Genomic DNA, 15,889 nt, shown 5'->3' on the forward strand with positions numbered 1-15,889 from the left:
CAGCCAGCGCTCTTTCAATGTTTAATGCGTCACCGTCGCAGGACGAAGCGTCAACTCGTCGTTCTCGACATCGATGACGACCGTCTGGCCGTCCTCGATATCTCCGGCGAGAATGCTACGGGCAAGTTTCGTCTCAATCGTCCGTTGTACGTACCGGTTGATTGGACGGGCCCCGAACTGTGGCTCATACGCCTCGTCGGCGATAAACACTTTCGCAGCATCCGTGATCTCGATTTGAATCGAGCGCGCCGTCAAGCGACTACCCATGCGCGCGACCGCTTTCTCGACGATTTGGCCGATTTGAGCCCGCGTGAGCGGATGGAACAAAATCGTCTCATCGACCCGGTTCAAAAACTCGGGACGGAAGTGGCGGCGGAGCCGCTCGATGACTTGGCGTTCTTCCGCCTCATCGATGACACCATCTTTCGCCGCTTCGAGCAAGATGTCGGCCCCGATGTTCGATGTCATGATGACGATTGTGTTTTTGAAGTCGACGACACGTCCGTGCGAATCGGTCAAGCGACCATCATCGAGCAGTTGCAGCAAGATGTTGAACACATCGGCGTGCGCTTTCTCGACCTCATCGAGCAGGAGCACCGAGTACGGGTTGCGGCGGACTGCTTCCGTCAACTGACCGCCCTCTTCATAGCCGATATAACCTGGAGGCGCCCCGACGAGACGCGACACGGCGTGTTTCTCCATATACTCGCTCATGTCGAGACGTACGATATGGTCTTCCGAGTCGAACATCGCCTCGGCGAGCGCTTTCCCGAGTTCGGTCTTCCCGACACCCGTCGGTCCGAGGAACAAAAACGAGCCGATCGGACGGTTCGGATCTTTAATGCCGGCTCGAGCCCGAATGACGGCATCACTGACGAGGCGAATCGCATCGTCTTGTCCGAAGACACGTTGATGGAGCACCGTCTCGAGGTTGAGCAACTTGTCTCGCTCTCCTTCGGTCAATTTCGTCACGGGGATCCCCGTCCATTTCGAGACGACCTCGGCGATCTCTTCCTCGGTCACTTCTTCGCGGACGAGTTCACGTGTCACCGAACCGGCGAGCCGTTCCGCTTCCGCGAGTTCACGCTCGAGTTCCGGGATACGGCCATATTTGAGCTCGGAGGCCCGGTTCAAATCGTAGCGGCTCTCAGCTTCTTGCAGTTCGAGCTTCACTTTCTCCAAGTCGCCACGGATGTGTTGCACGCGATGCGTCGACTCTTTCTCGTTCTCCCAACGGAGTCGGAGCGCGTCCGACTGTTCGCGAATCGAGGCGAGTTCTTGTTGCAGCGCATCGAGTCGTTTCTTCGAGGCGTCATCACTTTCTTTCTTCAAGGCCGCCTCCTCAATCTCGAGTTGCATGACGCGGCGTACGAGTTCATCGAGTTCGGCCGGCATCGATTCCATCTCCGTCCGAATCATCGCACACGACTCATCGACGAGATCAATCGCCTTGTCCGGCATGAACCGGTCGGTGATGTAGCGGTTCGATAAGACGGCCGCTGCGACGAGCGCGTTGTCATGAATGCGGACACCGTGGTGAATCTCGAAGCGTTCTTTCAAACCGCGCAAAATCGACACCGTGTCTTCGACGTCCGGTTCGTCGACGAGCACTTGTTGGAAACGGCGCTCAAGTGCCGGGTCCTTCTCGATATATTGGCGATACTCATCGAGTGTCGTCGCGCCGATGCAGTGGAGTTCGCCGCGGGCGAGCATCGGTTTGAGCATGTTCCCGGCATCCATCGCCCCTTCGGACTTGCCGGCCCCGACAATCGTATGCAGTTCGTCAATGAAGAGGATGATTTTCCCTTCCGCTTCTTTCACTTCGTTCAAGACAGCTTGGAGCCGCTCTTCGAACTCACCGCGATATTTGGCCCCGGCGACGAGCGAACTCATATCGAGGCTGAAAATTGTCTTATCTTTCAAGCTTTCCGGAACGTCACCGCGAACGATGCGTTGGGCGAGCCCTTCGACGATCGCCGTCTTCCCGACACCCGGTTCTCCGATTAAGACCGGATTGTTTTTCGTCTTCCGACTCAAGATGCGGATGACGCGCCGAATCTCGCTATCACGCCCGATGACGGGATCGATTTTTCCGGTCTTTACTTCTTGAATCAAGTCGCGGCCATACTTCGTCAAGACGTCATACGTCGCTTCCGGCGACTTCGACGTGATGCGCCGATTTCCGCGGACGGCGACGAGCGCCTCGCGTAGTTTCTCTTCGGTCACACCTTTGCGCTCAAGCATGCTTTGCGCTTGGCTCTTATTCATAATGATGCCGAGCAGGACGTGCTCGACCGAGACATACTCGTCACTCATACCGGTTGCTTCCCGCTCCGCCGTCGTCAACACGTTCAACAGCGAGGCCGAAATCATCGGCGTCGTCGGCGTTTGAAGCTTCGGTGCGTTCTTGAGTGCCATCGCGACCTCGGCCTCAATCTCGGCGACGCTCAGCTCCATTTTTTGCAGTAGGAGCGGCGCGATGCCGTCCGTTTGTGAAATCATCGATGCCAAGACGTGCCATTCGTTCATCTCGCTATGGTGGTACTGTTTCGCAAGTGCCTGCGAACTGACGATGCCTTCATGTGCTTTATCGGTAAATCGATTGAAATCCATTCTGCTTCCTCCTTAGGCTCAACGTTCGAGTTGTTCGTAAACAGATCGGTGGCCGGCGTCTAGCGGCAAGTCGACTTCGAGTTGGACGAAGAGATCCGACCGGACTTTCGAGGCGGTCATGAACCCGCGCCCTGGGATGCGCATCCGTTGACCCGGGCGTGACCCCGGTTTCACTTTCAGTTTGACCCGGCCACCATCTAATGTCGCCACGACGACTTCTGTGCCGTCGAGGAAAGCGAGCGGGCGCAACCGTTTGACGGTAATGACGTTCGCTCCTTCTCGACGGTACGTATCATCATCCGTGAAATGCAGCTCGACGTACACGTCGCCGCGGTCACCCGCTTGTCCGACCTTGCTGCTCTTACCTTTGAGCCGTAACTTCTGCCCTTCGTGGGCGCCTTGCGGGATTTTCACGTTGACCGTTCCCGTCTGGAGACGCAGACTCACTTTAGAATCAGACGTCAATTGACTGAGTGGGACGTTGACACGGACCGTCTCATCGAGGTCTTCTTCGACCGCTTGATTAAAGAAGCTACCAAACATGTCCTCGAACCCGAACGTCCGCGACGTCGTCCGTGACCCGCCGCCAAACTGACGGAACAAGTCTTCGAACTGGGCCGACCCTTCCCCATATCCGTCGCCGCTGTAAGTCCCTCCGCCGAACGTCGGTCCTTCTGGACTGCCATAGCGGTCATAGTTCGCTTTCTTATCAGGATCACTCAGCACATCGAACGCTTCTTGGATTGCTTTGAACTTATCCTGCGCGTCCGAGTCTTTGTTCACATCCGGATGGTATTGTTTTGCCAGTTTTCGATACGCTCGCTTAATGTCTTGGTCGGACGCCTCTTTCGGCACGCCAAGGACGTCATAATAGTTTTTTGCCATCTCGTTTCACCTCACCTATTTCTTTCCCGATTCTGTTAAGTCTATTCTACCGATTTGGTCAAAGAAGGTCAAAGAATTTCCTCGTTACTTAGCATACGAAAAAAAGAAGGCATTCGTTTCATCACGATGCCTTCTTACGATTAGAAATATACTCTCGGACTGTCCATGCCTTCTTCGAACACGATGGTCACTTCTTGTTGGCCACCGAGTGAGGTGACGTTGATGCGGACCGGTACGTTCCGGTTGTACTCCCACCGGTTCTCGAGCAGACCGACGACGTGCTGGGTGAACCCGACGAGCTCGGCCCGGCTATAAAACTGGATGGGGATGTCGATTTCGATTCGTGACAACTCGCCGTTTTGATAGAAGCCTTTTCCAATCATTCCGCTGAAATCCGGGAACACATCGGCAATCCGGTCACTGAAGAGGGAGAACTTTTGGGCATCGTCGCGCACTTCGGTCGTCGCCGTGGCGGACGGGAAGTAATAATAGGTCTCATCGATGGCGGTCCAGTCGTTCGCCGCCACTTCATTGGCTGAGCCGACGAATGCCGATTTGATATAGTTCCCTGGTGTCGGTGAACCTTGCGGCGCTTTCATATACAACGCGACGTTGATATCGAGGTCTTTAAAGTCCTCACGTTTCCGCAACTGGGCGACGAGTTCATTCGCCATGCGTTCTCCTTCAGCGATGACTTTCTTCTCGTCCAACTTTTCCGTATAGGTCGGACCGAAGTTCGGCGCTTGGAACACGTACTCTTGATTCAAAATCAAGGCGAACGACACACCGCCGAGTTGATACCCACTATCCGTTTTCGTCATATAGTTTTGTTCGACGAGCGACGCCAAATAGAGTGGCGACTTTTTGTTCTCTTCGACGAACTGCTCCTCGGCCACTTCGGCCGTGCCGTTCGCATACGCCGGGTTGAGCGGAACGAGACCTTCTGACGTTTTGTCTTTACGGCCAAGCAGACGCGATACATCTTCACTCGTCAATAGCTGTCCTTCTTGATAGGCGTACTTCTCCGAATCGAACGCGCCGGTCGAATGGCGCATGAGGCCGAGCTCCACTTCTTCGAGCTCGAGCGATGAGCTGACTTGACGTTGCGCCAGTCCTCGGGCCGCAGCTGGTTTAAACGGAATGACCATCTGGTAATATGAATCACGCGCTTGAATCGCTTGAGTGACCCCTTCGGCTGCCGTCTCTTCGCCTGTCGGTGTGACTTCTTCTTCCCCCATCGGGATTTTCATAGAGCATCCGCCGAGAAAAACCGTCGCGGCGAGAGCTGGGATGAGCATCTGTTTCCATTTCATCTATGTCTGAACTCCTTTAATGATTCGTTTCGTTACACTTCGTCCATTATAACAAAATCATCCGTTGAAAAAAGTGTCGAAGCGGAATCAGTGCCAATTCACAGCAAAACACCCTTCAACTCGAGTTGAAGGGTGTCCACGTCATGCTTTCGGAGATGGGCGACGTCGATGCGTCAAGAACGAGAGACCGAGCACGATCAAGACGAGTCCGAGTACCGTTCCCCACGTTTTTGTCGTGCCGGTCATCGGAAGGGTCGCTTGGTCTGGCGTCACCGGAGTCGTTGGTTCCGGCACATAAACCGATTCATCTTGGTCATCACGGTTATCGTTACCCGGTTTTGGAAGGTTTTGCTTCACGTGCACGGTCGCCTCGACCGTCCGCGACACGCGCGCCTCACGATTGACTTCGAACGTGAACGTCGTCCGGTTCGTGAGCACTGCGCCGGCCCGCACATCATAAGATGGCAAGAGTACTTTCTCCATCTCGAGTACGACCTCTTCGCCGGGGATTAATCCGTTCTCGACTTCGGCCAGAGCACGCATGCCGTCTCGGAGCGTCTCGGTCGTCTCGCGCTGTTCTTTGGTCGTCAACGCCCCGCTCGTCCATTCGTCGATGACGTCGACGAAGTACAAGGTGACGTTCGACGTGTTCGTGATTGTATACGTATAGCGAATCGCCTCACCTGGATGCACCGTTTCGGGACGCGCCGTCTTCGTGACGGTGAAGTCAGCTTGATTCAATAAGACGATTTGTTGGCTCTCGGCATCGATGACTCGACCGTAAGCATCGGTCGCAGCGACGCGGAACACGTTCCCGATTTCAGGAGCGCTCGTCCGATCGTAATCGGTTGGAATCAATAAGTTGACGGTCGCCTCGACTCGTTCCCCAGCGAGAAGCCCATCATCGCCGACGAGTGCCAATAAGCGCTCGCGGACGTTTGCATTGAACGTGTCGACCGCCTTGGCGTCGATGTCGCCGCTAAAAAACTCATCTTCGATGGATGTAATCGTGAGCGCCGTCTCGCCTGTGTTCTCGATAACGAACGTATATGGAATCATCCCACCGACAACGGCTTGATCAATGTTTGCCTCTTTCCCGACCTCAAGGCCAATCGTCTCGTTCGGTACGACCGTGACATTCGCCTCCGTACAAGTTGCCGGAACGGTCTCGTCTTCAACACCGATACAGAACGTATTCGTCACGACGGTCTCACTCGTCACGTCTGGTGCGAACGTGTCGAACTGAATCGTCGTCGTTCCGACCGGTATCGTCGGGAACGTCCAATCAAAGGCAGGCGGTCCGCTCACGGTCGTTGGAGCGACCGAGCCTTCCGGACCGAGCACTTCGACCGAATCCGCGACGACGGTCAACGCTTCGGGCACTGTGTCGGTCACAGATAAGTTCTCAATCGGAGCGCCCGTCACATCGATAACGAGCCGATACGTCACCAAATCTCCGCCTAACATACGTTCAATCGGCCCATCGGCACCGAGCACCGATTGATCGATGGCAACTGCTGGACTAGCGGAAGGTGCGGCCATTTCTTCTGTGACAGGTTCCTCTGGCGATGGCTCCGGTTCAACGAGCGGGGGCTCGACCGGTATGTCGACGTCCGGAATCGTCTCCGTCCCGTCACCACCCGGTTCGATCGACTCGCCTGCAAGCTCCTCCATCTGAAACGCATAGACGGCGCCCGGAAATGAATAAGGAACACCGGCACTGTCATACAAGGTGACTTGATCGATTGTCGTCACGTCGACCTCGGTCGCGTCAATCATGAACCGCCAAATCGTTGACGTCTCACGTGCCCCGTAATACGTGACGTCCGCGTAAATCAAACTCGCGTCATCGTACGCTTCGATTTCTTCAGGGCTCAAATCAATTTGTGCATAAATTGGCGTAGGTGTCATTGTCGCGTTCGCGTAACTTCCATTCGGTGCCCACATGCTGATCAATACGAGGACGAATGTGATGAGTGCGATGAAACGTCGGTTGGTGCGTTGCATGATGGTCCCCTCCTCTAAGGTGTGACGAACGTCTGCGATGACACGCTCCGGCACGGGAGAGGGATGGAGGATGAGTGTGCGCGAGTCGTGGTGTAAGGTCTTGATGTCGAAAAGTATTTGTAGATACTAATCATTACCCGTCCCATGAGGGCACGAATCTGCTCGAAAACGGAAACGTTTGAAAATCAGGTCAATGAAAAAAAAGGCCCTCCTTCAGGAGGACCTCGTTCAAGATGGGTCGGCTAAGAAGGCGAGCAACGCTGCCTCATCCCACACTTCGATGCCAAGTGACTCGGCTTTCGTCAATTTCGACCCTGCCTTCTCGCCGGCGACGAGGAGGTCGGTGTTCTTGCTGACGCTGCCTGTGACGCTCGCACCGAGTAGTTCAAGTTGCTTACCGGCCTCGCCACGCGTCATCTCATGCAGTTTCCCGGTCAAAACGACTGTCTTCCCGGCGAGCGGCGCATCAGCGTCAGCGACCGGTCGTTTCGTACCTTTGAACGTCAGGTTGACACCTGCCGCGCCGAGGTCACGGACGAGGTCACGAGCTTCCGGCTTCTCAAAGTATAAGACGATCGATTCAGCCATCTTCGTACCGATACCATCGATTGACGTCAACTCGTCAATCGATGCCTCCATGACCGCCTCCATCGTCTCGAACCGTTCCGCAATCAACGCGGCCGCTTTTTGTCCGACGAGGCGGATACCGAGCGCGAACAAGACACGCTCGAGCGAGTTCTGTTTCGACTGCTCAATCGCCGCGAGCAAGTTCGTCACCGACGTTTCGCCCATCCGGTCTAGCGCGAGCAGCGCATCCCGGTCGAGACGATATAGGTCGGCCACGTTATGGACGAGGTCAGACGCATGGAGTTGCGTAATCACTTTCTCACCGAGCCCATCGATATTCATCGCCGGGCGCGATACGAAATGAATCAGCCCTTCGAGCAGTTGGGCCGGGCATTCCGGATTGACGCAGCGGTGGTCCGCCTCGCCCTCTAACCGGACGAGTTCAGATTCACAAGCTGGACAATGCGTCGGGAAGACGATTTCCGTCTCCTCCCCGGTCCGCTCACTGACGAGCGCCGAGACGACGGCCGGGATCACGTCCCCCGCTTTCTTGATGACGACACGGTCTCCGATGTGAAGGTCCTTCTCTACAATGAAGTCCTCGTTATGGAGCGTCGCATACGTCACGGTCGACCCTGCGACCGAGACCGGTGCAAACCGCGCACGCGGCGTGACTTTCCCGGTCCGCCCGACACTAAAGTCGACGTCTTCAATCGTCGTCACGACTTCCTCGGCCGGGAACTTATACGCGACGGCCCAACGCGGACTCTTCGCCGTGAAGCCGAGCTGTTCTTGCTCTTCGTAAGCTGCGACTTTGATGACGATGCCGTCAATCTCGTACGGCAACTCCGACCGCTTCGTCACATACGTTTCAATATAGTCCCATAACTCATCGGCCGTATGACACGTCGTGTATTCTTGGCTGACGGCAATCCCGAGACGGCGCAAATATTCGAGCGACTCGTCATGCGAGGCGGCGAGATCGTCCGTCGAGACGAGCCCGTAGGCGAAGAACGCCAAGTTCCGCGACGCCGCGATTTTCGAGTCGAGCTGCCGGAGCGAACCTGCCGCCGCATTGCGTGGGTTGGCGAATAGTGGTTCGCCGAGGCGTTCCCGCTCGTCGTTCAAATGTTCGAACGACCGTTTCGGCATGTACGCCTCACCGCGCACCTCGAACGTGACGTCCTCGTTCAACCGGAGCGGAATCGAGCGGATCGTCTTCAAGTTTTGTGTGATGTCTTCCCCAGTCGTCCCGTCCCCGCGCGTCGCGCCACGGACGAGCCGACCGTCTTCGTATTTCAGCGACACGGCGAGCCCGTCAAACTTGAGTTCGGCGACGAACAGCGGACTATAGCCGAGATCTTTCTCAATCCGTTCGACCCATTCGACGAGTTCTTCTTTGGAGAAGACGTTCCCGAGCGACAGCATCGGCGTGTCATGTGTCACTTTGACGAACGCATCGAGCGGGACGCCGCCGACACGTTGCGTCGGTGAATCCGGACTCCGGAGTTCCGGATAGTCCGTCTCGATTTCAATCAATTCGTTCATGAGACGGTCGTATTCCGCATCCGGGACACTCGGTCGGTCGAGCACATAATATTCATACCCGTATTGATTTAACTTTTGACGAATCGCTTCAACGCGTTCTGCCATCTCCATATGATCACCTCACGCTTTTTCGATTGGGGCAAACTTGGCGAGCAGGCGCTTGATGCCGACGGCCGGGAAAGCGATATCGAGCTCGAGCTGATCGCCTTCGCCACGCGTCTGAACGACCGTGCCTTGTCCCCATTTCTTATGATTGGCCTTGTCCCCAACGTTCCAACCGATTGATTCGGCGCCGGACGACTGGGCAAGTTTTGGTTTCGGTTTCGAGCTGAAGCCGTTCACAGGAAGTTTCCCCGGCGACTCGACTGGATTCCATGGCATCGGCTTCTTCGCTTTGCCCGATCGCTCCAAGAGCGTCTCTGGCAACTCGTGCAAGAAGCGCGACTCCGGGTTGTTTTGGAAACGCCCGTACAACATGCGGGACTGGGCCCGTGTCAAATAGAGACGCTTCTCGGCCCGCGTGATGCCGACGTACGCGAGACGGCGTTCTTCTTCCATCTCTTCCGGGTCGTTCAAGGCACGGCTGTGTGGGAACAACCCTTCTTCCATCCCAATCAAGAAGACGACCGGGAACTCAAGTCCCTTGGCCGAGTGTAGCGTCATGAGTGTGACTTGGTGTAACTCGTCGACTTCTTCGAGCGTGTCGAGGTCCGAGACGAGCGTCAAATCGGTCAGGAAGGCGACTAGTGTCTGCTCGTCACTCTCTTTCTCAAAATTTTGGGCGACCGAGAGGAACTCTTGCAAGTTCTCAAGGCGGCTCTCGGCTTCGAGCGTCTTCTCGATTTTGAGCATCTCTTCGTAGCCTGACTTCTTCAACACTTCTTCAATCAATTCCGAGATGGACAAGTAGTCGGCCATTTGACGCAAATCGACCATCAATTGACGGAACTCGGCGAGCTTCGTCGCTGTGCGCGGCGCAATGCCCGACAGTTCGATGTCACGAATCGCTTCCATGAGCGACACGCCTTGCATCCCGGCGAAGTCGCCGAGCTTATCGACCGTCGCGGCGCCGATGCCGCGCTTCGGTTCGTTGACGACACGGACGAATGAGATGTCCTCGTCTGGGTTGGCGATTAAGCGCAAATACGCCAAGATATCCTTGATTTCTTTTCGTTCATAGAACTTCGTCCCGCCGACCATCTTATACGGGATGTTCGACTTGAGGAGCATTTCCTCGAGTCCGCGCGATTGGGCGTTCGTCCGGTACAGGACGGCCATCTCGCCGTAATCGATGCCTTCTTGGCGGAGCTCCTTCATCTGATTGATGATGAAGAACGCTTCATCCCGGTCATCCGAGGCGACATGCAAGAGGAGTTTCTCGCCTTCGACGTTCTCGGTCCAGAGCTGCTTGTCTTTTCGACCCGAGTTGTTTTGAATGACACCGTTCGCCGCTTCCAAAATCCGCTTCGTCGACCGATAGTTTTGTTCGAGCAAGATGACGTGCGCGCTCGGATAATCCTTCTCGAACGTCAAGATGTTGGCGATGTCGGCGCCGCGCCAGCGATAAATCGACTGATCCGAGTCACCGACGACACACAGGTTCTCATGCGCCTGCGCGAGCAGCTTGACGAGCGTGTATTGGGCCCGGTTCGTATCTTGATACTCGTCGACGTGGATGTATTGGAACTTCTTCTGATAAAACGCGAGCACGTCCGGCGCTTCTTGGAACAACTGAATCGCCTTCATGATCAAGTCGTCAAAGTCGAGCACGTTGTTCTGCTTCAATTTCTTCTCATACGCCGTGTAGACGTCCGAGATGACTTTCTCGTACGGGTTGTTGCCGACGAGTGCGGCCGCATCTTGCGGCGTGCGGAGCTCGTTCTTATGGTTCGAAATCATACCGAGGAGCGTCCGCGGCTCATATTTTTTCGGGTCAAGGTTCAACTCTTTAAGCACTTGTTTGATGGCCGTCAACTGATCGGACGAGTCGAGAATCGAGAAGTTCCGGTCATAACGGATGCGATCGATGTCACGCCGCAAAATCCGGACACACATCGAGTGGAACGTCGAAATCCAAATATCGTCCGCGACGCCACCGACGAGGCGGGCGATCCGGTCTTTCATCTCGCGAGCCGCTTTGTTCGTGAACGTAATGGCGAGAATGTTCCACGGCGCGATTTGTTTCGACGCCATCAAGTAGGCGACGCGATGCGTCAAGACACGTGTTTTCCCAGACCCTGCCCCGGCCATGATGAGCAACGGGCCGTCCGTATATTTGACCGCCTCCGCTTGCGGAGGGTTCATGCCTTTGACTAATTCTTCACTCAAGTTATACATAATCGTTTCCTTTCCCTATCCAAACATTTGTTCTTATTTTATCGGAGTGCCGCGACAGTCGCAAGCGCTCCTTCGAAATTGTCATAAATCACATTGCCGACGACGATCGTATCCACGTGCTCGGCCATTACTCGGGCCGACTCGTATCCGGTGATGCCGCCCCCATAAAACAGATGGGCGTCCGGCACTGCCAGTCGCACTTCTTGGACGAGCTCGACCGATCCGAACGTGCCGCTATACTCTACATACAAGGAAGGCAGGCGGAACAAGCGATGTCCCGCTTCCGCATAGGCGATGGCTGTCTCGATGGACAAATCGGTCTTCGCCTCGGTCACGTGGGCCACTTTCGCATCTGGATTCAAGACGATATACCCTTGTCCGGTCACGTCAGCGTGAAACAAGTGTCCGTATCGTTCGAACGCTCTCGTTTGATGACCGATGACCCAGTCCACGGTGCCCGCGTTCAAGACGGTCGGAATGAAATAGTGGTCGAAGCCTCGAATCACTTGCTCGGGATGGCTCATCTCGAGCGCGAGCGGGATGCCGCATCCTTCGAGACGAGTATAGAGCGCGAACGTGTTTTCCGCGTCGACCCCGTCCGTCCCACCGATGAGGAAAGCGTCCGTGCCCGAACGGATGAGCGCTGCGAGCGCCGAATCATCGAGCGGTTTATTCGGATCAAGTTTAAAGACGTGGCGCCACGATTGAAAATCCATTCGGCTTCCCCCCCATTCGATACCTTCTCTAGTGTAGCGATTTTTCCCGTCGCTTGCATCTGTTGAACAAAAAAAGACTTGCCGAGGCAAGTCTCAAGCACGTCTGGCGTGCGTCTTTTGTTCGCGGGCCGTCATCCATTTGGCGACGACGAGTGCGAACAGCCCGTAAACCGGGATGAACCAGAGCGGATTGGCCAAAAAGAAGCCGAGCACTGGAATCTCGAGTAACGGTGAATCTGGCGAGCAGAGCGCCGTTCCGTTCACGACCGCGATGAACGGTAAGACCGGGACGGCGAACACGTAACCAAAGTTGATCCAAAAAGCCTTCATGATCTGAGCTCCTTAGCCTAAGATGATTGATTCTTTCGGATAGTTGTACATCCGTTTCGGCTGTCTCCGCTGCAAAATCAAGATGAAGGCGATGACACCGATTCGACCGATGAACATTAAAATCGTGAGTACCCATTTTCCGACGTTACTGAACTCTGCCGACAGACCGACCGACAAGCCGGTCGTTCCGAACGCCGAACACGCCTCGAACAAGATGCGGGTAAGCGATGCGTCTTCAAAGAAGGTGAGCACCATGACCCCCGTGAGCAGGACAGCGAGTGACACCGTGATGATGACGAACGCTTTCCAAATATCCTCGAGCACAATCTCGCGCCCGAAAATTTTGATGGACGAGTCCCCGCGAATGAACGCGACGACCCCGAGCACGGCGACGGCGAACGTCGTCGTCCGAATCCCCCCGCCGACCGAGGACGGGGACGCCCCGATGAACATCAGAATCGATAACAATAACATACTGCCTTCCGAGAACAGGTTGACGTCTACCGTCGTCAAGCCCCCGTTTCGCGTCGTCACGGACTGGAACAAGGAATCCGAGAGCGCGAGCCAGAGCGGTAAACCTTTGAACGCGTTATTGTATTCAAATAGAAACAAGCCGACGGTCCCGACCGCGATCAATCCGAAGAACGTGGATACCGTCAATTTCGTGAACAACGAGAAGCGGCGCGGGAAATTCTCACGTTTCCGTATAATCCGGTTCGTCAAATAGGTGCGAATCTCGACGAGGACCGGGAACCCGATGGCGCCACCGGTCATGAGCGCGATTTGCGTAAAGATGACGAACGGGTCTTCCCGGAACGGCGCGAGCGAACTGCCGGTGATATCGAACCCCGCGTTCGTCGTCGCACTGATCGAACCGAACAGCCCTTGCAGGAACGCCTCTCTGGCCGTATCAAAGTAATTTAAGTAATGGATTCCGAGCATGATTGCCCCAATCGCTTCAATCGTGATAACGGTGATGACAATTTCCGCAATATACTTCACGATTCCAGACATCGACGTCTGGTTCTGGTCCCGTAAAATCAGCTGACGCTCACGAAAGCCAATCCGCTTTCCGAGCAAAATCCACATGATGACGTGCAAACTGATCAGACCGACCCCGCTCACTTGAACGATGAACAGGATGATGAACAGCCCGAACGTCGAAAACGTATCCGTCACGACGATTGGCGTCAAGCCGGTGACGCTGACACAGCTGACCGCAAAAAAGACGAGATCGGTGAATGTGATCGTGACACCCGGCTGTCGCGCAATCGGTAAGGCGAGCAAAATGACAGACAACACGACCGCCGCGCTGTAAATCAACACGAGTGTCTGGACCGGTGTCAGCTTCCGGAAGAACAGCTGTAAATTTCGTTTCATAAACTTGTCTTGCATCTCGCCCCTCCTCTCCCATCAAAAACAAGATGACTCTTACGAGTCACCTTCTGATTGTTTTAGACGTTCAAGGGCAAGATCATAACCGCCAGACCCGTAGTTCAAGCAACGCTTGACGCGGGAAATGGTGGCTGTCGAAGCACCTGTCGCTTCTTCAATTTTATGATATGTGCTACCTTCACGAATTTGACGGGCTACTTCAAGCCGTTGGGCGAGCGCCTGTACTTCGTTCACGGTCGCTAAATCTTCAAATAGTTGATAACAATCTTCGAGTGTATCGAGCTTCAAAATCGCCTCAAATAGCTGATCGAGCTCTCGTCCTCGTAATTTATCGAGTTGCATCCGCAAGCATCCTCTCTCATCGTACTTCTTTATCATTCTAAAGCACGACCGGCTCGGACTCAACTGTTCATCGTAAAATCGCCGGAAATAGTATTTGTTTCTTCATCACTTCGTAAATCCCGAGCGGTGTGGCCCGCACATATGGCAAGTGCGTTGACGCCAAGAACAAGAGCGTATAAATCGGGTCTTCGAATTTGTATCCACGAATCAGTAGCTCGGCCCGCAACCCTTCTTCTTGGACAATCAACCGTTCGACCGGCTCCTTCGACGTCATGCCACAGAGCGGGAGCGAGATTTCCGCGATCACCTCACCGCGGTCGACAAGGACGATGCCGCCGCCAAGTTCCTTCATCCGCTCGAAAGCCGTCAACATGTCTTGTTTGCATTTCCCAAGAATCAAATAGTCACCGCTAATCGAATACGAACTGACGAGGCCTCCGAAGTCGTTGGCGAATCCTTTCAGCACCGTATTGAGGCGCCATTTCCCTTCTTTATCGAGCAGCATGAGGAACGACTCGTCCCCGTCACGTGGCAGCTCATCTTGTCCGGTATCGTGCGTGATTTTGAACAGCTTCATGATGACCGAGTTGACCATGTCGAGCCCGACCGGCATGCTGAACGATAAGTCGTTCGGCGTCAGTTCGATGTCGACGTTCGTCGACGGCATCAAGGCAAGCGCCGCATCGACGAGCTCGTTCGGAAATTCGGACGTCCCGTCCCGATAAATCCATTGCCCTTTGGCAATGACAGCGCTCGGGCGTGGCTCATCAACCGCATCCAAAATATTGAGATGGGCGATGCGTCCCGGCGCAATCGAACCGAGGACGTGATCGAGCCCGAAGTGTCGCGCCACGTTCAACGAGACGATGCGGTATGCTTCAATTGGAGGCAAACCCGCCTCAATCATGATTTTCACGAGCGCGTCTTGTAACCCGTCTTGATAAAATCCTGGCGTCGACCCGTCTGTCGTGACCATCACATGATCGAACGCCTCGAGTCCGGCGTCGAGCAGACCACGGATGAGTCCCGGAAGGTCAGGACGAATGGAAGAGTGACGGAGTGTTGTCGTATAGCCGTGTTCGAGCCGGCAGAGCGCTTCTTCGGCCGTCATCGCTTCATGGTCGCTGTGAACACCCATCAACGCCATCTTCGTCAACGTCTTCGCCGAAGCCCCTGGGAAGTGTCCTTCGACCGGGAGACCGCACGTCTCCGCATCGAGCATCCACTGAAGCATCTCGTCATCACCTTTTAACGTCCGTGGCCAGGCCGTCAATTCTCCGGCCATGATGACGTCCGGGTGATTGAACCAAGCGTGAATCCGCTCGGAGTCGACGAGAACGCTGTCACGGTCAAGTTCGGTCTGCGTATCGAGACGCGCCCACCAGTACGTGCTCGTCGGAAGCTGTTGCATCGCTTCCAGTTGCGCAAACGCTTGCTCCTTATTTTGTAAAAAAAGAAGCATGTTGTCATTCACGAGCGTTGTCGTCCCCCGCTCACCTGCATACTTCGACAGCGTCGCCGGATTATATAGTTGGAATGGATGCGCGTGCGGCTCGATATAGCCCGGCACGATGTATTTCCCTGACATATCCACCGTTTCGACGGCAGCTTTCGGTACATCTGGCCCGACATAGACGATTCGGTCATGCTCAATCCATATGTTTGCTTGTTTCCACTGCTTCACGTACATATTTAAGTATGTGGCATTCGTCAATACGAGCGAAGGTGGTCTGACTTGGCTCACGACTTCTAATTGTGACCGAATCATCGCTTTAGACCACGGTGCCCGCGCCGATCGTTTTGGTGGCATCGAACCCAATCCTCCCTTAATCGCCT

11 protein-coding genes are annotated in these 15,889 nt (G+C 55.0%); all 11 read right to left on the bottom strand.

The genetic code is table 11. The features are described 5' to 3' along the window. Positions 1-21 precede the first annotated feature (21 nt). The 11 genes from clpB to KNP71_RS12390 all read right to left on the bottom strand — a co-directional run bounded on the left by clpB (position 22) and on the right by KNP71_RS12390 (position 15,863). Positions 22-2,613, bottom strand: a complete 2,592-nt coding sequence (clpB, locus tag KNP71_RS12340) for an ATP-dependent chaperone ClpB (RefSeq protein WP_058765687.1) — start codon at positions 2,611-2,613, stop codon at positions 22-24. A gap of 18 nt (positions 2,614-2,631) precedes the next feature. Continuing rightward, on the bottom strand, positions 2,632-3,498 hold the full coding sequence (locus tag KNP71_RS12345) for a DnaJ C-terminal domain-containing protein (RefSeq protein ID WP_214719796.1): 867 nt from the start codon (positions 3,496-3,498) through the stop codon (positions 2,632-2,634). Between the two features lie 140 nt (positions 3,499-3,638). After that, positions 3,639-4,811: a CamS family sex pheromone protein gene (locus KNP71_RS12350; protein WP_214830786.1), complete on the bottom strand. Its 1,173-nt coding sequence runs from the start codon at positions 4,809-4,811 to the stop codon at positions 3,639-3,641. A gap of 141 nt (positions 4,812-4,952) precedes the next feature. Then, the gene (locus KNP71_RS12355) at positions 4,953-6,818 is read right to left on the bottom strand and encodes a DUF7507 domain-containing protein (protein ID WP_214830788.1); all 1,866 of its coding nucleotides are present in this window, start codon (positions 6,816-6,818) and stop codon (positions 4,953-4,955) included. Between the two features lie 228 nt (positions 6,819-7,046). Then, positions 7,047-9,044: an NAD-dependent DNA ligase LigA gene (gene ligA, locus KNP71_RS12360; protein ID WP_214756936.1), complete on the bottom strand. Its 1,998-nt coding sequence runs from the start codon at positions 9,042-9,044 to the stop codon at positions 7,047-7,049. Positions 9,045-9,053: 9 nt separating this feature from the next. After that, the gene (gene pcrA, locus KNP71_RS12365) at positions 9,054-11,270 is read right to left on the bottom strand and encodes a DNA helicase PcrA (protein ID WP_021065208.1); all 2,217 of its coding nucleotides are present in this window, start codon (positions 11,268-11,270) and stop codon (positions 9,054-9,056) included. Positions 11,271-11,308: 38 nt separating this feature from the next. Further along, positions 11,309-11,986 (bottom strand): heptaprenylglyceryl phosphate synthase, encoded by a 678-nt coding sequence (gene pcrB / locus KNP71_RS12370; protein WP_214799636.1) that lies wholly within the window; start codon positions 11,984-11,986, stop codon positions 11,309-11,311. 93 nt (positions 11,987-12,079) lie between these two features. Then, positions 12,080-12,316, bottom strand: a complete 237-nt coding sequence (locus KNP71_RS12375; protein ID WP_021065206.1) for a hypothetical protein — start codon at positions 12,314-12,316, stop codon at positions 12,080-12,082. Positions 12,317-12,328: 12 nt separating this feature from the next. Then, complete coding sequence (locus KNP71_RS12380; RefSeq protein WP_131472919.1) at positions 12,329-13,711, bottom strand: TrkH family potassium uptake protein; 1,383 nt, start codon at positions 13,709-13,711, stop codon at positions 12,329-12,331. Between the two features lie 36 nt (positions 13,712-13,747). After that, complete coding sequence (locus tag KNP71_RS12385) at positions 13,748-14,053, bottom strand: YerC/YecD family TrpR-related protein (protein ID WP_021065204.1); 306 nt, start codon at positions 14,051-14,053, stop codon at positions 13,748-13,750. A gap of 67 nt (positions 14,054-14,120) precedes the next feature. Further along, positions 14,121-15,863 carry an adenine deaminase C-terminal domain-containing protein gene (locus KNP71_RS12390; RefSeq protein WP_214799639.1) on the bottom strand — a complete coding sequence of 581 codons (1,743 nt, stop codon included), beginning with the start codon at positions 15,861-15,863 and terminating at the stop codon, positions 14,121-14,123. Positions 15,864-15,889: the final 26 nt, after the last annotated feature.

The sequence above is a fragment of the Exiguobacterium sp. s56 genome (assembly GCF_018618255.1).
GTDB lineage: Bacteria > Bacillota > Bacilli > Exiguobacteriales > Exiguobacteriaceae > Exiguobacterium > Exiguobacterium chiriqhucha.